This window comes from Rossellomorea aquimaris (assembly GCF_001877785.1).
Lineage (GTDB): Bacteria > Bacillota > Bacilli > Bacillales > Bacillaceae_B > Rossellomorea > Rossellomorea aquimaris_A.
In genome coordinates this window covers 141,411-161,949 of sequence record NZ_MINN01000106.1, presented here as the reverse complement: position 1 = coordinate 161,949, position 20,539 = coordinate 141,411, and the positions used below count along the sequence as shown (strand labels likewise).

Sequence of the window (20,539 nt, the reverse complement as noted above, 5' to 3'; positions counted from 1 at the left end):
CACAAATGCAGGGATTTTATCAGTTTCCTGCTTAACTCCTTTTAGAAAAAAGCATTTTAGAAAATGGATAGATCGCCATGCTCTGAATAATAAGGGAAAACATGATAACGGCAAATGAAATGGATTGGATCGATTCCGCTCCTTTCCCTTCCATCCCAAGAAGCAGGGCGACCGACATCGTTCCCTTGATTCCTGACAATGTCAGGATAAAGACTTCCTTCCAGCCGTAAGTCCTTCTCCATGTTTTTCTTATCTTTACAACTCCAATAATAATAACATAGCGGACCACTAAGGTAATGATAAATAAGAAGAAAAACCATCCGAGCAGTGAAAAAGAGATATACTCGACCGCTTTAATCCCGATTAATAAGAACAAGAAGGTGAGGATGGTGGGCTCGATGACTTCCCAGAATCCATCCAGCTGTTTCCTGAAATGCTCTTCTTTAATGGTCCGTTCATATTCAAAGGAAAGCATTATGCCGCTTGCCACGGTTGCAAGAACTCCCGAAACCCCGATTTCTTCCCCGATATAGAAGCTTCCATAAGCTAAAATCACTGAAAGCATAATCTGATAGCGGGAATCGTAAGTGAAATGGATGGCTTTGCTCACCAGCCAGCCGAATACGATCCCGATCACCGCTCCCCCAAAGGATACCCATAGAAACTCCATTGAAAAGGAAGTAATTGAAAAAGATTCATTTCCGAAATAAATTCCTGCTGCGAGGGTGAATAAAACAATGCTGGTGCCGTCATTAATCATCGATTCACCTTCGACCACGCTCGCGAGCGCTTGTTTATTAGATGATTGCTTTAATATAGAAACAACCGAGACAGGGTCCGTAGGGGTCAAGATAGTGGATATCAGTAAGGCTTCAATATAGGAAACCGGCAAAACGGGCTGAAGAATATAATAAATCAGTATACTCATGAGAAGTGCGGTGACTATTATCCCCACTGTACTTAATAGGAAAATCTCCCCGCCGTGCTTTCTTAGTTCCCTGACCTGAAACTGATAGGCCGAGATGAATAATAACGCAGGAAGAAACAAATAAAAAATGGTGTCCTTCGTTAGTTCAAGTCCTTCAAATCCGGGAAAGAATCCAATCAGCGCCCCGATTATCAGCAGCACCACCGGCACAGGGATATTCTTTTTCTTTTTATCAATCGTATACACCAAATAACCAATAATAAGCAGGATCAACATGCTTAAGGGTTCAATGATGATCACCTCCTAACGCAGCTCTTTTCACTATTCCCTTCGTAATTCCAGACCTAAACGTCCATCCTCAGTCATATGTACCATTTTCCCGGGAATGTGTTTATCCTTTCCATATTTAGGGTTAAACGATATATATATAGAAAAAACTTACAGGTCAAAAAGGAAAGCAGGTGTTTCGATATTTTGAGCCAGGTTTACGAAAACAAAACCTTCAGCAACAGCGGTATGATCACATTACCCAAACAGTGGAGGCAGCGGTTCGGACTCATCCCGGGGAGAATGGCAGAGCTCATCTATCAAAACGATTCCATTTATATCAAGCCCGCACGAAAGCTTACTACCAATAACAAACGATATGTATCTGAAAAAGGAACCGTCCATATCCCAAAGGAACTCCGCGATGAAATGGGCATCACACCCCAAGACTCCTACACCCTTCACATCAATGAAGAACAACACTGTTTCATACTTATACGTGAATAGAAAAGCGGAGGCGGCTCGGTCAGAGGCGACAAGCATAAGATGAATGAGCCTTGAAGGCGCTTTTTGCCTTCATGGACCATTTAGCTTATGACCTCGAGCCTCTAGCCGCCGGAGCTGGACAATAGAAAAGCGGAGGCGGCTCGGTCAGAGGCGACAAGCATAAGATGAATGGTCCTTGAAGGCGCTCTTTGCCTTCATGGACCATTTAGCTTATGACCTCGAGCCTCTAGCCGCCGGAGCCCGTCTCCCCCACGTTAAAGCGTGGAGGGACGGGCCTTCTGTGCTGCTTCCTTACATTCAACTATACTTCCTTTAGTATCGATGGAGAGTTTAAGAACGTCCATGGAAGGAAATGATTGGCGGAGATGCTTCAGCAGCCACTGACCTGCTCCCTTCTCGGCAAAGCAGGCAATGGTTGGACCCGCTCCGCTAATCGCTGTGCCGAATGCACCGAACTTCCTAGCCGTTTCCTCGACTGCTTCGTAGTGCGGAAGCAGCTTTTTGCGGTACGGCTGATGATAGCGGTCCTCTTTCATCATCTTCCCCGCCAGCTCCCAATCTCCGTTCAGAAATGCAGCCACAAGTACATTTGAAACCGCACCGCCTTGGACAGACTCCTGAAAGCTCATCTCTCCCGGCAGGACATCCCGCGATTCGGACGTCTTCAACTCAGTCTTAGGAATCACCGCCACCACTTCAATCGCCAGCTGAGATACACACATCAGCTGAACCCCTGCATCCGTCCGGCAGCTTACGACGAACCCGCCGTAAAGAGAAGCCCCGACATTATCCGGGTGGCCTTCATATTTCGCTGCGATTTCGAGCTTCTCCTGTGCGGAGAGGTTCAATCCGCCTGAAACATCAGCAAGTTCAATCCCTGCCACGACGGCAGCCGCACTGGATCCCAGCCCCCTTGTAAGCGGGATATCACTTGAAACGTATAACTCGCAAGGCTTGAGATTCTTTCCGTAAGCTACTCCAGTTTCCTTAGCAATCTCGACAATAAAATGAGATTCATCAGAAGGGAATACCTCAAGCTCCGGGGAGAGTGCCGTCACTTTCCATGTTTCGGACTCAACTGCTTCCACTGTCAAATACAGATCCAGCGCCAGGCCGAGTGAATCAAACCCTGCCCCCAAATTGGCCGTACTCGCGGGGACGGTTATTTTCCAGGAACGAGTCTCCCGCTTCTTCATACCCCTATTGTTCCTTTAATATAATCCTTTACTTTTTCCTTGTCATTCGGCAGTTTCACCGGCTGAACGGGACTGTATTCCATGGCTGTGACGGGATCCTTCAATCCGTTTCCTGTAAGCACCGCCACCACCTTGCTTCCTTTCTTCAGCAAGCCCTTATCCAGGCTTTTCTTTACTCCTGCTATTGATGCACAGGAAGCAGGTTCTGCAAAGATTCCTTCCTTCTTTGCAATCAGTCTGTATGCGTCAAGGATTTCTTCATCTGTCACTTCGTCGATATGACCATTCGACTCTTTCAACGCATCCACTGCAAAGTCCCAGCTTGCCGGGTTTCCGATCCGGATAGCCGTCGCGATCGTCTCAGGCTCGGGAAATACCCTATTGTGAACAAGTGCCGCAGCTCCCGACGCTTCAAACCCGAACATTCGCGGCAGGCTCGATTCTTCGCGCCGGCTGTATTCCTTGAACCCTTTCCAGTAAGCTGAAATATTCCCTGCGTTGCCGACTGGGATGGCCAGCACATCGGGCGCTTGGCCCAGGCCTTCAATGACTTCAAACGCAGCAGTCTTCTGCCCTTCAAGACGGTATGGATTCACTGAGTTAACAAGAGTCATAGATTCCGTATGGCTCAATTCCCTCACGATTTCCAGTGCATCGTCGAAGTTCCCTTCAATTGATACGATTTCGGCTCCGTACATGACAGCCTGTGCAAGCTTGCCCTGAGCAATCTTCCCTTCAGGAATGACAACGATGCATTTGATGCCTGCCCGCGCTGCATAGGCTGCAGCCGAGGCTGATGTATTTCCTGTTGACGCGCAAATCACCGTCGAGCTTCCGTCTTCAACCGCTTTGGCTACTGCAAGGACCATCCCGCGATCCTTGAAAGAACCGGTCGGATTGGCGCCTTCGACTTTTGCATAAAGCTCGATTCCCCATTCCTCGGACAGCGTCTTCAATTCAATCAACGGTGTATTCCCTTCATTCAGGCTTAAAAGCGGAGTTTCATCCGTGAGGGGAAGATGCTCACCGTATTGTTCCAGCAGGCCTTTCCATCTCATTCCTTCTCTCCCCCTTCCACCCGGTATGAGCTTTCGATCGAATGAATCGCATGATAGTCTTTCAGCTCCATCAGGATATCCTCATAATGATCGAGTGATGCTTTATGCGTAACGAGGACGATTTCGGAATAACCCGCTCCATTCAATGGATTTTGAAGGATCTTCTCGAAACTGACACCATGATTTGAAAAAATGGACGTCAGCTTTGCCAGCACACCGATTTCATCCTGTACATGAAGGCGCAAAAAGTATTGAGAGGAGATTTCTTCGCGTTCCTTCAATTTTTTCTCGAATTGAGGGTTCACAGCGCTTTTCCCTGTCACTCCCAGCCTCATATTCTTCATCGTGCAGACCATATCGGAAACAACCGCCGTCGCCGTCGGCAGGCTTCCTGCCCCCGGTCCGTAAAACATCGTTTCACCTACAGCCTCTCCGTAGACATATACGGCATTGTATTCATCATTCACCGATGACAGCGGGTGTTCATTCGGCAGCAATGCCGGCTCTACGCTCACTTCCACCTTTTCCCCGTCGCGGTGTGCGTATCCGATCAGCTTCATCGTATACCCGAACTGTCCGGCATATTCGATGTCTTCTGCCGTCACATCGGTGATACCCTTCACCTTTACATCTGAGAGATCGACATTCATCGAAAAGCCAAGCGTCGACATGATCGCCATCTTCCTCGCTGCATCAAGACCGCCTACATCCGCAGTCGGATCCGCTTCGGCAAACCCGAGGTCCTGTGCTTCTTTCAATACATCATCGAAGGTCCTGCCCTCTTTTGTCATTTTCGTCAGGATGAAATTAGTCGTCCCGTTGACGATCCCCATCATTTTCGTGATGCGGTCGGATGCAAGCCCGTCTACCAGACTTCTTAAGATCGGGATACCGCCTGCCACGCTTGCTTCGTAAAACAAATCACATTCATTGGCGGAAGCGGCTTTCAGGAGTTCCGGGCCATGTACGGCCATCAGATCCTTGTTTGCCGTCACGACATGTTTTTTATTTTTCAAAGCCTCGAGGAGGTGTTCCTTTGTCGCTTCGATTCCTCCCATTACTTCGACCACAATATCAATTTCAGGGTCGGCCAGGACGTCCTCGGGATTCAAGGTCAATATCCCATCCTCGATTTCCAGTCCCCTGTCCTTTTCCAAGTCCTGGACAAGGGCTTTTTTCACTTTCACAGGACAGCCGATTTGATGCGACAGTTTATCCTGATGATTCTCGATGATCTTTACAACTCCGGCTCCCACTGTTCCGAGTCCCAAAAGTCCGATTGAAATTGATTCCATAAGTCGAAAACCTCCAATTGTTTATTTCTGGTGTACATTTGTATTTGTATAGAGGACATTATAGTAGAAATAATTTCCTATTACAATACCTTTTTTCGCATTTCTGAATGTAAGAGCTTTCTTTGTTGATAGATTGAGAGAAAATTTTTCTCGATTTTTGATTTTCGTAGAAGACCCGCGATTCACTTCTCCATTTAAAAACAGAGGACCGCCCCTGATCTCGGTTCAGATCGGGAGCCGTCCTGCTTTATCCGATATAGTGAAGCTGGCGGACCATTTTTGATAGTTCCCGGTAGACTGGGATTTTGCTCGGATCCGCGTTGCCCCCGGAGATGACACATCCGACCTTTTTCCCGTGTACTTTGACTTTATGGCACATGGCGGCAGCTAAGGATGCGGCGCCTGCACCTTCGACGAGTGTTTTTTCGCGCTGCAACATGAACATCATCGCATAAGCGATTTCTTCGTCCGTCACAGTGACCATGTCATCCACGTATTTGCGGATGATCGGGAAGGTCAGCTCACCCGGTTTCTTCACCAGGATTCCGTCGGCGATTGTGTGCACGTGATTCAGGGAGCCTTTATTTTTCCCTGTGAAAAAATTATAGGTTGCAGGGGCCCCTAGTGCCTGCACGCCAATAATGTTTACCCGGGGGTTGAACGATTTCACTGCCAGCGCCATGCCGGCAAGCAATCCCCCGCCGCCGACCGGAACAAGGATCGTGTCCAGATCGCTGAGCTGCTGAAGCATTTCAAGTGCGACGGTTCCCTGCCCCGCCATCACTTTTGGATCATCAAATGCATGAACGAATGTCGAGCCCTTTGTCTTCATTTCATCGACAGCCGCACGATAGGCTTCATGATAGGTCTCGCCTTCCAACACGATGTTCGCCCCGTAATGCTTTGTCGCCTCCACTTTCGAAGAAGGAGTCCTCTTCGGCATGAATATCTTTGAATCCGCGTTGCGCTGGGTGGCGGCAAGTGCGACTCCCTGCGCATGATTCCCTGCAGAAGCGCAGATGATTCCTCTCGCGGCTTCTTCCTCTGATAAGGACATCACTTTATTCATTGCCCCTCTTACTTTAAAAGACCCGGTCCGCTGCAAGTTTTCCATTTTCATAAAAATGTTCCCGCCGGTGAAGGCATTCAGTGTTGAAGACTGCTTCAACGGCGTTCGATGCACTTGACCGCATATTCTTTCCATCGCTTCTACAACATCAGCACTTTTCATTAAATTCCCAAGACACTCACCTCATTTTGTTTTTCGTAATGCTCGATTTTCCCGCCGTATTGCAAAGTAAGATCAATTTCATCGAGGCCTTTCATCAGCATCGTCTTCCAATAGGGGTCGACCTCGAACGATGCAATCAGCCCTTCGGAATCACACAGCATCTGTGATTCCAGTGAAACTTCAATTTTATAAAGATCGGATTTCTTTTCGTTTTTGAACAAAGCATCCACTGTATCCTCCGGGAGCCGTATCGGCAGGATACCGTTTTTCAGACAGTTATTATAGAAAATATCTGCAAAGCTCTTGGCGATGATCACTTTGAATCCGAAATCCTGAAGTGACCACGGCGCATGCTCCCTCGATGATCCGCAGCCGAAATTTTTCCCGCCGAGAAGGAGTTCCGAATCGCTGTACTTCCCGGTATCAAGCTTAAAGTCTTGTTTCAGCGTCTTCCCGTCATCCTCGAAGCGCCAGTGGTAAAACAGGAACTGGCCGAACCCTTTGCGCTCGATTCTTTTTAAAAACTGCTTCGGTATGATTTGATCGGTATCTACATTGTCGCGATTGAGAGGGAATACCTTCCCCTCCAAATGATTGAATGCCATCAGTCCGCCTCCTCAGGATACTGTCGCTGCTTTTAGTTTTCTAACGTCCGTCAGCTTACCGGTAACCGCTGCTGCAGCGGCCATTGCAGGACTGAGGAGATGGGTGCGTGACCCGTTCCCCTGACGCCCTTCAAAGTTCCGGTTGGAAGTCGATGCACATCGTTTCCCCGGAGGAACGATATCATCATTCATCGCAAGGCACATGCTGCATCCGGCTTCTCTCCATTCAAACCCTGCTTCTTTAAAAATGTCATGAAGCCCTTCTGCTTCAGCGGCCTGCTTTACCTTGAATGAACCAGGTACGACAAGTGCGGTCACGCCCTCTTTGACCTTGTGGCCTTTCACCACTTCCGCCGCCGCTCTCAAATCGCTCAATCTTGAGTTCGTACATGAGCCGATGAATACATAGTCGATTTCAATGTCTTCGATCCTCATGCCGGCTTCAAGCCCCATATAGTGCAGCGCCCTCTCCGCGCCTTCCTGGTCGGAGGGATCCTGAAAATCTCCCGGATGGGGGACATTGCTTGAGATGCCGGCACCCATGCCGGGGTTCGTACCCCATGTCACATGCGGCTCGATGTCCTCCCCCTTGATTGAGATGTGATCGTCGTATTCGGCATCGCTGTCACTTTGAAGAGAACGCCACTCCGCTTTCAGTTCGTCATATGATTTGTGATTAGGCAGGTGTTCCCTGCCTTCGAGATATTCAAAAGTCACCTCATCCGGTGAGATCAGTCCTGCCTTTGCACCTGCTTCGATGCTCATATTGCAGACCGTCATCCGCTCTTCCATCGTGAGGTTCCGGATGACATCACCCGTGAATTCAATGACATATCCTGTTCCGAATCCGACTCCGTATGCGGAGATGATGTGAAGGATCACATCTTTTGCCGACACCCCGAAGCCAAGTTCGCCGGTCACTTCCACCTGCAGCGTTTTCGGTTTTGCCTGCCAGAGGGTCTGGGTTGCGAGTACGTGCTCCACTTCACTCGTCCCGATCCCGAATGCGAGAGCCCCGAACGCTCCGTGAGTCGAAGTATGGCTGTCGCCGCAGACAATCGTTTTACCCGGCTGGGTGAGTCCGAGCTCAGGACCGATGACATGGACGATGCCCTGATCCGGATGATTGATATCCGAGAGTTCCACGTTGAACTCCTCACAATTTTTCTTCAGCGTATCCATCTGCAGCCTGGCGATTTCATCCCGGACGATATGGCGCTCGCGGGTAGGGACATTGTGGTCCATAGTCGCGTAGGTCAAATCCGGCCGCCTCACCTTTCTGCCCTTGAGGCGGAGTCCTTCAAAAGCCTGGGGAGATGTCACCTCATGAACAAGGTGCAGATCGATATACAGCAAATCCGGCTTCCCTTTCTCTTCGTGCACGATATGTTTTTCCCATATCTTTTCAATGATATTTTTCCCTGCCATGATCTCCCTCCTGGTTTGTTATTAGTCTTTAAAACTTCTATTCTGTTCATAACTCTATGAAGAACATACTTTATGCGCGGAATTTTGGATTTATGCTCGAAATTCAATAATTATGCTCGCTATCACCATGGTTCTGCTCGAAATCTATCATTTATGCTCTATATGTCGAATTTCCACTAAATCGAATCATTTATCTACCTTACAAGTAAGCCGCCAAGATCGAACTCAACGCATGATCCGCTTCCAGACGTTCCACGACGAGCTGGCTCATCGCCCCGGTTCCTACAACAGTGCCGCGGCCCATAGTCCAAAGGTCACCGGTACGGTAGCCGGCATTCAATACTTCCTGAACGGCAAGCTCGATCATTTCCGCTTCTTCTTTCAGTCCGAATGAGTGACGGAGCATCATCGCAACCGACAGAATCATCGCAAGCGGATTGGCTTTTCCTTTTCCTGCGATGTCCGGCGCGGAGCCATGTACCGGTTCATAGAGTCCGAATGAATCCTCTCTTAAGCTTGCAGAAGGCAGCATCCCAAGAGATCCCGTGATCATGGACGCCTCATCGCTGAGGATGTCACCGAACATATTCTCCGTTACCAGTACATCGAATTGCTTCGGCTGGTACATCAGCTTCATGGCGGCCACGTCGACGAGCATGTGCTCTACTTCCACTTCAGGATATTCCACCGCTACTTCATTCACGACTTCGCGCCACATTCGGCTCGTTTCCAAGACGTTCGCCTTATCGACGGACGTTAACTTTTTCTTCCGTTTCTTGGCCAGTTCAAACCCTTTGCGGACAATCCGTTCGATTTCGCTTCGTTCGTAAACCAGTGTATCGACGGCCACTTCATCATGTTTTCCCTGGCGTCCGGACGGCTGGCCGAAATACAGGCCGCCCGTCAATTCACGTACGATGACAAGATCGACGTCTTCGACCATTTCTTTTTTCAACGGAGACGCATTCAGCAGGCTTTCGAATGCTTTCACCGGTCTCAGATTTGCAAATAGATTGAATTCTTTACGGATGGCGAGAAGTCCTTTTTCGGGACGCTGTTCTTTGGGCAGGTGCTCCCACTTCGGACCGCCGACTGCTCCTAAGAGCACGGCGTCACTTTCCCTGCACAGCTTTACTGTTTCAGGAGGTAACGGGGTACCGAAACGGTCGACCGCTGCTCCGCCGATGTAGCCTTTTTCGACTTCGAAATCATGGCCGAACCAGTCACCCACCGCTTTCAGTACTTCTAATGCACCATCCATGATCTCTTGACCGATACCGTCTCCAGGCAACACTGCGATTTTTTTCTTCATTAGAACTACCTCCTGTTTTAGTGGAAGCACCTGCTTGGTAACAGGTGCCTCCCATATTTTTAAAAAATCTACACTCCGGCCTTCACTGCCACTTTCTCCTTCATCGCCGCCTTCTGCTGCAGCATCCGGTTCACTGCGTTCAGGTAAGCACGGGCTGATGCTTCAAGGACATCTTGTGCGGTGCCGCGGCCGCTTGTGCTATCTCCGTCATATTCAAGGCGGACATATACTTCTGCCAGGGCATCCCTGCCTCCGCCGACTGAGTTGATTTTGTAGTCTAGGAGCCTGGATGGCGATGGAAGCATCGATTCGATTGTGTTGTAGATGGCTTCCACGCTTCCCGATCCGGTCGAGGCGAGCTGCTTCAGGTCGCCGTTTTCATCACGCAGCTCAATGGTTGCGGTCGGGATATTATCCATTCCGTACTGTACCTGCATCCTTTCAAGCTTGAAGCCTGCACCTTCGCCGATTTCAGTTTGTTTGTTCGTCAGGATGCTGAACAGGTCGTCGTCGACGATTTCTTTTTTCTTATCTGCTAAATCTTTAAAGGTATCAAATGCTTCTTTCAACTTCTCTTCCGTCAGGTCGAAGCCAAGTTCAAGTGCCTTATTTTTAAAAGCATGACGCCCTGAATGCTTGCCGAGGACGAGTCTTGTGGAATTGACCCCGATCAGCTCAGGCGTAATGATTTCATACGTTGTTTTCTCCTTCAGCATGCCGTCCTGGTGGATCCCGGATTCATGGGCGAATGCGTTGTTGCCGACGACCGCCTTGTTGGCCGGCACCCTCATTCCGGTCAGCTTGCTGACGAGTGCGCTCGTTTTCTTGATTTCATCGAGCTTCAAACGGGTAGATGCGCCGTAAAAGTCTTCGCGGATCCGGAGGGCGACTGCCACCTCTTCAAGGGCTGCATTCCCGGCCCGTTCACCGATTCCGTTGATCGTTCCTTCAATCTGATCGGCTCCATTTTCAATGGCTGCGAGCGAGTTCGCCGTTGCCATTCCAAGATCGTCATGGCAGTGGGCAGATAATTTCACTCCGTCGATATTCGGGACATTCTCGCGTACGAACCGGAACATATCCCCGTATTTCTGCGGTGTCATATATCCGACCGTGTCGGGAAGGTTGATGACCGATGCACCCGCACCGATCACCTCTTCCATGATTTTGACCAGAAAATTCAAGTCCGACCTGCCGGCATCTTCTGCCGACCACTGGACGACCGGGAAGAACTTCTTCGCGTATTTGACCGTTTCGACCGCTTTTTCAATGACTTGATCAGGCGTCATCTTCAGCTTATGGGTCATATGGATTGGGGAGGTCGCGATAAAGACATGGAGCCTCGGCTCGGCAGTCGTTTTCAGCGATTCCCAAACGGCATCGATATCACGTATACTTGCTCTTGCCAGTCCAGTGACGGAGCTGTTTTTGATTGTTTCACCGATTTTCTTCACGGCGTCGAAATCGCCTTTTGAAGCTGCAGGAAACCCGGCTTCAATGACGTCGACCCCGAGGCGTTCGAGCTGCTTTGCCACTTCTATTTTTTCGACTGTGTTCAGATTTACACCGGCCGATTGTTCTCCGTCTCTAAGCGTTGTGTCAAAAATATCAATGGTTCGCACTCGCTACCACTTCCTTCTCTTTTTTAGAGGATTTCGGTTGTACAAATGGCATCATTTTGCGAAGTTCTTTTCCAACCACTTCGAGCTCATGTTTGCTTTCACGCTGGTTGATGGCGTTGAATTCCGGACGGTTCGCCTGGTTCTCGAGGATCCAGCCTTTTGCAAATTTTCCTGTTTGAATGTCAGATAGAACTTCCTTCATGCGGGCTTTTGTTTCTTCGTTCACGACGCGCGGTCCTGAAACGAAATCTCCCCATTGGGCTGTATCCGAGATGGAGTAGCGCATGCCTTCGAGTCCTTGTTCGTACATTAAATCGACGATCAGCTTCAGTTCATGCAGACATTCAAAGTATGCAACTTCTTTTTGGTAGCCGGCTTCCACGAGCGTTTCAAATCCTGCTTTCACTAAGGATGTCAGTCCCCCGCATAATACCGCCTGCTCACCGAATAAATCTGTTTCTGTTTCTTCCTGGAATGAAGTCTCGAGGATCCCCGCACGGCCTGCCCCGACTCCTTTTGCGTAGGCAAGTGCCACTTCACGCGCCTGACCTGATACGTCCTGGTAAACACCGAATAATGCAGGTACACCCGCTCCTTCTTCAAATGTCCTGCGTACAAGATGCCCAGGACCCTTTGGGGCAACCAGGAATACATCGACGTCTTCCGGAGGAACAACCTGGCTAAAGTGGATGTTGAATCCGTGAGCGAATGCTAAAGCTTTTCCTGCTGTAAGGGCAGGCTTGATTTCTGCTTCATACACCTTAGGCTGATGTTCATCCGGGAGAAGGACCATGATCACATCTGCCTGTTCACATGCCTCGCGTACAGAATAGACGTCCAATCCGTCTTCCACCGCTTGATCCCATGACTTTCCTTTACGAAGCCCGACGACTACATCAAATCCGCTTTCCTTTAAATTCTGTGCATGGGCATGACCTTGGGAACCGTATCCTACGACCGCAACCTTCTTCCCTTTTAAAACCTCTTCATTCACATCTCCGTTATAATAAACCTTTACCATTTCGCTCATCCTCTCCAATTTTTTTATAAAATTCACGCCGTTTAGCGGTGTTTCCGTCAGTTTACGATTGAATATTGCTTGAGCTCCGTCACTGGTTTTCCATTTCCCCTGGCAAAAGCCGTGATGCCGGTCCTGGCGATTTCTTTTATGCCATATGGCCTCAATAGATCAATGATGGCTTCGATCTTTGAAGTTTCACCGGTAACCTGGACGGTTACGCTGTCCCTGGCCACATCGATGATCGATGCCCTGAATGGTTCGACGATACCGTTGATCTCGGACCTTGTCTGGCCGGTGCTCAGCACTTTGATGAGTGCAAGTTCGCGGGCCACCACTCCCTGGTCGGTGATGTCTGTCACCTTCAATACGTCGATTTGTTTGTGCAGCTGTTTCATCAGTTGTTCGATTTTACGGTCGTCTTCCACGTTGACGACGAATGTCATCCGGGAAATGCCTTCCACTTCGGTGTAGCCGACCGAAATGCTTTCGATGTTGAATTGGCGCTTCGTAAATAATCCAGTCACCCGGTTCAGTACGCCGCTGCGGTTATGAACGAGAGCCGTTACAATCCGTTTCATGGTTTCACCCCTAACATTTCGTGGATTCCTTTACCTGGGGCGACCATCGGATAGACGTTTTCCTTAGGATTCACCAGGCAGTCGATTAGGACCGGTTCGTCACTGGTCAATGCCTCTTTTAGAACCGTTTCGGCTTCTTCCTGTGTTTTCACGCGGTAACCTTTGATCCCGTATGATTCAGCCAGTTTAACAAAATCGGGCTGCAGGGAGAACAGTGATTGCGAGTACCTCTCTTCATAGAAGGTTTCCTGCCACTGCCTCACCATTCCAAGCGTGCTGTTGTTCAGCAAGACGACTTTAACAGGAAGATTGAGTTCTTTTAAGAGGACCAGTTCCTGCAGTGTCATCTGGAAGCCGCCGTCCCCGACGAACGCTACAACCTTGCTTGAAGGATTCGCAAGCTGGGCGCCGATTGCCGCCGGGAATCCGAATCCCATCGTGCCGAGGCCTCCGGAAGTGACCCAGTTATTCGGTTTTTTGAATGAGTAGTACTGGGCTGCCCACATTTGATGCTGACCGACATCTGTGGTTACGATCGCTTCGCCGTTCGTCATTTCGTATACCTGCTCGATCAGAAGCTGCGGGGACAGGACATCATTCGTCTTCGTATACCAGAAAGGATTCTCAAGTTTGTATGCCTGAAGATGGCGGTGCCAGCCTTCTGTATCTCCCCTTGCCGGCTGATGTTCAAGTATTTTCAAGAGTGCCTGCTTGGAATCGGCCACGATCGGGATATGCGTTGTAACGTTCTTGCCGATTTCAGCCGGATCGATATCGATATGGACCACTTTCGCTTTCGGTGCAAAGGTGGCTAGGTTCCCGGTTAGCCTGTCATCGAATCTGGCGCCGATATTAATTAAGAGGTCGCATTCATAAAGGGCCATATTACTTGTGTAACAGCCGTGCATCCCTGCCATCCCTAAAAATAAAGAATGATCGGCCGGAAAGCCGCCTAACCCTAGAAGGGTATGGATAACCGGAAGGTCGTAACTTTCAGCGAAGTTTTTTAATTCTTCTGACGCTTTTCCGTGCAGGACGCCTGCCCCCGCCAGGATCACAGGTCTTTTCGATACTTTGATTGCATCCACAAGCTTCCTGAGCTGCAGCGGGTTCGGATAAAAATTCGGCTGATAACCGGGCAGATCCATTTCCACGTCTTTCACCTGCGGGGCTTCCTGAACAGTCAGATCCTTTGGAATATCGACGAGGACCGGACCCGGCCGCCCTGTCGAGGCAATATGGAAAGCCTCCTTCACGACCCTCGGTAAATCCTTGATGTCCCGGACCTGGTAATTATGTTTCGTAATCGGCATCGTGATCCCGACAACATCCGCTTCCTGGAAGGCATCGGTCCCGATCACCCCCGAAGCAACCTGGCCGGTGAAGATGACGAGCGGAAGGGAATCCATCATTGCATCTGCAATCCCTGTTACAAGATTCGTTGCGCCCGGACCGGATGTTGCAATGACGACCCCTGGTTTTCCCGATACCCTCGCATACCCTTCTGCAGCATGGATGGCTCCCTGTTCGTGTCTCGCGAGAACGTGTTTGATCGGGGCTTTGTATAGAGCATCATAGATTGGCAGGACCGCTCCACCCGGGTACCCAAACAGAATTTCCACTTGTTCCTCTTTTAACGCCTTCATGAGCATGTCAGCACCGTTGGCCTTTTCTGTCTCTGTCTGCGAAACCGGTTCTGCCTCTAGCTTAGCTCTCATCTTTTCATCTCCTCCTTTAAAATTAATTTCTATCAGCCGATAGTTTATTGATTTTCCATATAAAAAAGCCTTTCCACCCACTACGTCAGAATTTGATCTTTCGCAGGGGTGAAAAGGCTTTAATCCTTTCCACGGTACCACCCTAGTTCAGAGACGGCACGGGGCCGCCTCCCTCAGCAGGCTGATCTTCATTCGCATCAGCCTTTGTTTTTGTAACGAGTAACAGCTACTCGACCGTTCCTACTCCTATGTTTCAGAACGATACTCAGAGGGGATGTCGGTATCGGATGTATTACTGGTTTGCAGCACCACCAGCTCTCTGGAAATACAAGTCCCAATCCTTTAACCTCTTCAACGCTTTCAATCTATTCGGTTTTCAAGATGCCGCCTGTGCTTGCGGATGTGACCAGCTTTGCGTATCTTGCGAGATAACCTTTTCTGATTTTCGGAGGCGGCTGGACCCATTCCTGCTGCCTGAATTTCAGTTCTTCTTCGGAGACCATGAGTGAGATGGTCCGGTTCGTTAAGTCGATAAGGATGGCGTCGCCGTTTTCAATGACGCCGATCGGGCCGCCTTCAGCCGCTTCCGGGGAAACATGGCCGATGGAAATGCCGCGGGATGCACCGGAAAACCTTCCGTCTGTCATGAGCGCCACTTTCTTCTCTAGCCCCCTGCCGGCAATCGCTGCTGTAGGAGCGAGCATCTCAGGCATGCCCGGACCACCTTTTGGTCCTTCGTACCGGATGACGACGACATGGCCTTCCTTCACTTCCCCGCTTTCGATTCCTGCGAGTGCTTCATCCTGGGATTCATAAACGATTGCTTCTCCCATGAATGTCTTGATCGAAGGATCGACCGCTCCCACTTTGATGACCCCTCCATCAGGGGCGATGTTTCCGAAGAGGACCGATAATCCCCCGACCGGGCTGTGGGCGTTTTCCTTGCTCCTGATCACATCGTCGTTTTGAATGTGGGCTTCTTTTACATTTTCATAAAGAGATTTTCCTGTGACCGTGATCCTCTCTTTATGTACAGCACCCATTTCGCATAGTTCCTTGATGATGGCGCTGACTCCGCCGGCATTGTGGACATCCTGCATGGAGTAGTCGGATGCCGGGCTTATTTTAGATAAATAAGGGACACGTTCTGCCACCTTATTGATACGGTTGATGTCGTAGTCAATTTCCGCTTCGTTTGCGATCGCCAGCGTGTGAAGGACGGTATTGGTTGAGCCGCCCATCGCCATATCGAGTGCGAATGCATCGTCGATCGTTTCTTCCGTGATGATGTCACGCGGCTTGATGTCTTTCTTGACCATTTCCACCAGATGTTTGGCTGCATCCTTGATCAGCCTGTGACGGTCGGCGGAAGTGGCTACGATCGTCCCGTTCCCGGGAGGCGCCATGCCGAGCATTTCCATCAGGGAGTTCATTGAATTCGCCGTAAACATCCCTGAGCAGGAACCGCATGTCGGACAGGCATTCTGTTCGATATCGAGGAGCTGTTCAGCTGTCATCCTGCCTGACTGGTGTGCACCGACTCCTTCAAATACGGAAACGAGCGATAACGGGCTTCCGTCACTCGATACCCCCGCTTCCATCGGACCGCCTGATACAAAGACGGAAGGTACATTCGTCCTGACTGAGGCCATCAGCATTCCCGGAGTGATCTTGTCACAGTTCGGGATGTAGAAGACTCCGTCGAACCAGTGGGCGTTGATGACGGTCTCCGCTGAATCCGCGATGAGTTCACGGCTTGGAAGTGAATACCTCATCCCGATATGTCCCATCGCGATTCCGTCGTCTACTCCGATGGTATTGAATTCGAATGGAATTCCGCCTGCTTCGCGAATGGCTTCTTTCACCACCTGGGCAAAACCGTTCAGGTGCATATGCCCCGGAATGATATCGATGTAGGAGTTGCACACCCCGATGAATGGCTTTTCCATATCTTCTAGTTTGACCCCTGTTGCATAAAGCAAACTGCGGTGAGGGGCACGGTCGATTCCTTTCTTGATCATGTCACTTCGCACGTCATCACCTCCAACTTATCCGACTTGGGCATTTTGTTTGTAAACTTTTCTTCCATCCTGCGTGACAGTATTTCTGAATTCCTGCAATAATTGATTTGTGTAAGAACCCGGTTTTCCATCCCCGATGACGCGGCCATCGACCTTCACGACTGCGATGACTTCCGCTGCAGTACCGGTCAAGAATACTTCATCCGCCGTATACACATCATGACGGGTAAATACATCTTCCTTGATATCGAAACCTGATTTTTCAGCGAGTTCGATGATCGCGTTCCGTGTGATCCCTTCCAGTGCGCCAACGTATCCCGGCGGCGTAAGGATCTTTCCCTTTTTCACGATGAAGATGTTGTCGGCAGATCCCTCTGCTACGTACCCCTGGTCGTTCATCATGAGCGCTTCGCTCACACCTGCAAGGTTTGCTTCGATCTTAACCAGGATATTATTTAAGTAGTTCAGTGATTTCACTTTCGGTGAAAGGACATCTGCACGATTCCGGCGGCTTGCGACGGATACGATTTCGATGCCTGATTCATATAATTCTTTCGGGAAAAGGGCCAGCTGCTCTGCGATGACGATCAGCTGCGGCCGCTTGCAGGAAAATGGATCAAGACCAAGATTTCCTACTCCGCGGGAAATGACTACTCTGATGTATGCATTCTCCAGTTGGTTTTTCTTCAATGTATCTACAATGATGTCGCACATCTCTTCTTTCGACACTTCAATGTCGAGCATGATGGCTTTTGCTGAGTCGTAGAGGCGGTCAACATGTTCTTCAAGGCGGAATACGTTACCATCGTACATCCGAATCCCTTCGAACACTCCATCTCCATAAAGAAAACCATGGTCGTAAACTGATACGACTGCGTCTTCTTTTTTCACGTATTGACCGTCTAAGTAGATCCATTGTTCGTTCATGTTCATCATTCCTTTCGCGGGAGTATTTGTTTTTATAGGTTGATCGATTTGTTTATGTTTTGCAGCTTAAATCTGGTACTGCTTATGAGCCATTTTCCAGTGGCCTCGGCTGCGTTCATGGAGCGGCCGATGACCGGTTTGCTGCGGCTCGAATTTTTATATTGAGGACAATATTACGCCCGTTTCCCGGGAAGGTCAACAGTATTTTCATAAATTTTTTGACTATTTAGATTTATCTGATTTATAGTAAACGCTTTCATCTTTGTCCTAATCATGTTTGTTTGGTTTAAATTTTTTTGGGATTTTTTTAATGAGTGGTGATTCATTTGTTTGGCTGGGGGTTTGGGGGATTCGACAGGGTTTGATGATGGATTTTTTGTAGAAGGAGAATGTGCCTATGAAGAAGGATTTAGGTGATTCTCATTTTAATTGGTTAATTGATAATGACCTTTGAATACCGCAGATGATTTCCGTGCAGGACTTCGCTTTCCGCGGGTGACCCGTGAGCCTCCTCGGCTTCGCCTGCGGGGTCTCACATTGGCCACTTCTCCCGCAGGAGTCTTCGTCCTGCACTCCAATCATCTGCTGGAACGGTCCACATCAAGATCTAATCAAAATAAAATTAATAATAATTATCTTCTCTCACTTAATCAGCATCCTAACATTCACACTCTTTGAAATTAAAATCCCTCTAAATAAAAAACCAATTTAAAGTGCGTAAGGCACACTTTAAATTGGTTTTTGGTTATGTCCAGGTGAACATATATTTTTCATCTTCGACATTTTTTGCCTGTTTGACTATTTTTAGAGGTTTGAAGGTGTCGATCATGACGGCGAGTTCTAGTGTTTCTTTTTTGCCAATGCTTGCTTCGGTTGTTCCGGGGTGCGGGCCGTGCGGGATTCCGCTTGGGTGCAGGGTGATCGACCCTTTCTTGATTCCTTTCCGGCTCATGAAGTTCCCTTCAACATAGTACAGCAGTTCATCGCTGTTTACGTTGCTGTGGTTGTACGGCGCAGGGATCGCTTCCGGATGATAGTCATATAATCTCGGCACAAAGGAGCACACAACGAAATTATGGCCTTCGAATGTCTGGTGGACCGGAGGCGGCTGATGGACGCGCCCGGTGATCGGTTCGAAGTCCTCGATGTTGAAGACCCACGGATATAAGTAGCCGTCCCAGCCGACCACATCGAACGGATGGTGATCCAGACCATGTGAATGAAGGGCACCCCGTGATTTCAGGACGACTTCGAATTCGCCTTTTTCATCAAAGGTTTCAAGTTTCTCAGGTCCGCGCATATCCCTTTCGCAGAACGGGCTGTGTTCGAGGAGCTGGCCGTATTCATTCCGGTAGCGCCGCGGTGTGGTGATTTGGCTGAAGGATTCGACAATCAACATTTTTGTGTCTTCTTCAGGGACCACGCGGTAAATCGTGCCGATCGGAATCACCACATAATCTCCTTCTCCGTACGTGATCGTCCCGAACATCGTTTCGACTTTCCCTGTTCCGAAATGAATATACAATATCTCATCGCCGTCTCCATTACGGTAAAAGTTCTTCATTCCTTCTGTGACATACGCCGTCCCGATCAGGAGATCAGAATTTCCAAGCAGGTATTCCCTGCTCCCCAGTGCATCGCCTTTTTTCTCCACCCCGTCCGTCATGAAATGGCGGTGGCGCACTGCACCTTCTTCTTCAAACTCGGGCAAATAGCTGCCCAAATACTCGGTCTTTGTGACGGAAGTCGGCAGGTGATGATGATACAGAATCGATTGAGTACCGGAGAATCCTTTTGTCCCCATGACCTGCTCCCTGAAAAGCGTGCCGTCGTCCTTTTTAAACATGGTGTGACGTTTGTGTGGTATTTCCCCCATTTTGCGGTAATACATCGTTTTCCTCCTCCCTCGTGCCTGCGACAGTGTTTTGCAGCACACCGAGTCCTTCTATTTCCAATTCAACTTCATCCCCCGCCCTCAGCCAGCGGTGGGTGTCCGTCCCGACTTCGAGGATGCAGCCGGTCCCGACCGTCCCCGACCCGATGACTTCACCTGGATAAAGCGTGACATCTTTTGACGCCCTTTCGATCATGTCGGCAAACGTGTAGTGAATATCTTTGAAATTCCCCTCGGAAAGGAGCTTCCCGTTAACTTTCGCCGTCATTTTCATATCAAACCGGTCCCCGGACCTGCGGGTTTCCAATTCATCTTTTGTCACGAGATAAGGACCGAAGGATGTTGCGAAATCCTTCCCTTTGGCCGGCCCGAGTCCCACTTTCATTTCATGCTTCTGGATGTCCCTGGCACTCCAGTCGTTCATGATGAAGTAGCCGAATATATGGTCTTCGGCATCTTCCTTTGCAATATTCCTGCCTTCCTTCCCGATGACGCAGGCAATCTCCAGTTCATAATCGAGCCATTCACACTCTGCCGGCCCCACGACCGCTTCGTGCGGCCCTTTCACTGCCAAATGATTGGTGAAGTAGAAGACAGGAACGTCATACCATTCAGGCACGACATCGAGACCCCTTTTTCTGCGGGCCGTTCTGACATGCTCCTCGAATGCATAAAAATCGCGGATGCTGACCGGCCTTGGGATCGGAGCTTTCAGCGTGGCATCCTCCAATAAAATAACCCCTTTGTCTCCTTTGGAAAAAGGGCCGAGGTCAGCGATTGTTTTCAGAGCCTCTCCCCCGCGTCCGATCAAGGCAAGGATGTCCTTCGGCAGCTTCCCGTCAGTTGCTTCGTACAAATCTATCACAAGGTCATGTTGAATAAGGCCGGTCCTGACTTCTTTTTCCTTTTGAAGGCTTACTAGTTTCATTGA

The 20,539-nt window shown here is 49.4% G+C and carries 17 protein-coding genes; 1 reads left to right on the top strand and 16 read right to left on the bottom strand.

Features of this window, described 5'->3' with window-relative positions:
• Nucleotides 1-31: 31 nt before the first annotated feature.
• Nucleotides 32-1,228 (bottom strand): cation:proton antiporter, encoded by a 1,197-nt coding sequence (locus BHE18_RS15675; protein WP_235860344.1) that lies wholly within the window; start codon nt 1,226-1,228, stop codon nt 32-34.
• 174 nt (nt 1,229-1,402) lie between these two features.
• Between BHE18_RS15675 and BHE18_RS15670 the strand changes: the two genes are divergently transcribed.
• Nucleotides 1,403-1,702, top strand: a complete 300-nt coding sequence (locus BHE18_RS15670; protein WP_083573830.1) for an AbrB/MazE/SpoVT family DNA-binding domain-containing protein — start codon at nt 1,403-1,405, stop codon at nt 1,700-1,702.
• A 254-nt stretch (nt 1,703-1,956) separates the two neighbouring features.
• Here the strand turns inward: BHE18_RS15670 and thrB are convergent, their stop codons facing one another.
• The 15 genes from thrB to BHE18_RS15595 all read right to left on the bottom strand — a co-directional run bounded on the left by thrB (nt 1,957) and on the right by BHE18_RS15595 (nt 20,536).
• Nucleotides 1,957-2,898 carry a homoserine kinase gene (gene thrB / locus BHE18_RS15665; RefSeq protein ID WP_071619458.1) on the bottom strand — a complete coding sequence of 314 codons (942 nt, stop codon included), beginning with the start codon at nt 2,896-2,898 and terminating at the stop codon, nt 1,957-1,959.
• Nucleotides 2,895-3,956 (bottom strand): threonine synthase, encoded by a 1,062-nt coding sequence (gene thrC / locus BHE18_RS15660; protein ID WP_071619457.1) that lies wholly within the window; start codon nt 3,954-3,956, stop codon nt 2,895-2,897. The genes thrB and thrC overlap by 4 nt, the downstream gene beginning before the upstream one ends.
• Nucleotides 3,953-5,251 (bottom strand): homoserine dehydrogenase, encoded by a 1,299-nt coding sequence (locus tag BHE18_RS15655; protein WP_071619456.1) that lies wholly within the window; start codon nt 5,249-5,251, stop codon nt 3,953-3,955. Before BHE18_RS15655 ends, thrC begins: the two co-directional genes overlap by 4 nt.
• 247 nt (nt 5,252-5,498) lie before the next feature.
• Complete coding sequence (gene ilvA, locus BHE18_RS15650) at nt 5,499-6,482, bottom strand: threonine ammonia-lyase (protein WP_235860343.1); 984 nt, start codon at nt 6,480-6,482, stop codon at nt 5,499-5,501.
• On the bottom strand, nt 6,482-7,087 hold the full coding sequence (gene leuD, locus BHE18_RS15645; protein WP_071619455.1) for a 3-isopropylmalate dehydratase small subunit: 606 nt from the start codon (nt 7,085-7,087) through the stop codon (nt 6,482-6,484). The genes ilvA and leuD overlap by 1 nt, the downstream gene beginning before the upstream one ends.
• A gap of 12 nt (nt 7,088-7,099) precedes the next feature.
• Entirely contained in the window at nt 7,100-8,515 is a 1,416-nt protein-coding gene (leuC, locus tag BHE18_RS15640; RefSeq protein ID WP_071619454.1) for a 3-isopropylmalate dehydratase large subunit, read from the bottom strand.
• 199 nt (nt 8,516-8,714) lie between these two features.
• Entirely contained in the window at nt 8,715-9,827 is a 1,113-nt protein-coding gene (leuB, locus tag BHE18_RS15635) for a 3-isopropylmalate dehydrogenase (RefSeq protein ID WP_071619453.1), read from the bottom strand.
• A gap of 68 nt (nt 9,828-9,895) precedes the next feature.
• Complete coding sequence (locus BHE18_RS15630) at nt 9,896-11,449, bottom strand: 2-isopropylmalate synthase (RefSeq protein WP_071619452.1); 1,554 nt, start codon at nt 11,447-11,449, stop codon at nt 9,896-9,898.
• Nucleotides 11,436-12,470, bottom strand: coding sequence for a ketol-acid reductoisomerase (gene ilvC, locus BHE18_RS15625; protein WP_032085550.1), 1,035 nt, complete (start codon nt 12,468-12,470; stop codon nt 11,436-11,438). Before ilvC ends, BHE18_RS15630 begins: the two co-directional genes overlap by 14 nt.
• A gap of 56 nt (nt 12,471-12,526) precedes the next feature.
• On the bottom strand, nt 12,527-13,048 hold the full coding sequence (gene ilvN / locus BHE18_RS15620; RefSeq protein ID WP_032085549.1) for an acetolactate synthase small subunit: 522 nt from the start codon (nt 13,046-13,048) through the stop codon (nt 12,527-12,529).
• Nucleotides 13,045-14,766 (bottom strand): acetolactate synthase large subunit, encoded by a 1,722-nt coding sequence (gene ilvB / locus BHE18_RS15615; RefSeq protein ID WP_071619451.1) that lies wholly within the window; start codon nt 14,764-14,766, stop codon nt 13,045-13,047. Before ilvB ends, ilvN begins: the two co-directional genes overlap by 4 nt.
• Before the next feature lie 365 nt (nt 14,767-15,131).
• Nucleotides 15,132-16,799, bottom strand: coding sequence for a dihydroxy-acid dehydratase (gene ilvD, locus BHE18_RS15610; protein WP_071619450.1), 1,668 nt, complete (start codon nt 16,797-16,799; stop codon nt 15,132-15,134).
• A 15-nt stretch (nt 16,800-16,814) separates the two neighbouring features.
• Entirely contained in the window at nt 16,815-17,714 is a 900-nt protein-coding gene (gene ilvE / locus BHE18_RS15605; protein ID WP_071619449.1) for a branched-chain-amino-acid transaminase, read from the bottom strand.
• Between the two features lie 745 nt (nt 17,715-18,459).
• Nucleotides 18,460-19,605, bottom strand: a complete 1,146-nt coding sequence (locus BHE18_RS15600; RefSeq protein WP_071619448.1) for a homogentisate 1,2-dioxygenase — start codon at nt 19,603-19,605, stop codon at nt 18,460-18,462.
• Nucleotides 19,553-20,536, bottom strand: a complete 984-nt coding sequence (locus tag BHE18_RS15595; RefSeq protein WP_071619447.1) for a fumarylacetoacetate hydrolase family protein — start codon at nt 20,534-20,536, stop codon at nt 19,553-19,555. Before BHE18_RS15595 ends, BHE18_RS15600 begins: the two co-directional genes overlap by 53 nt.
• Between the last annotated feature and the right edge of the window lie 3 nt (nt 20,537-20,539).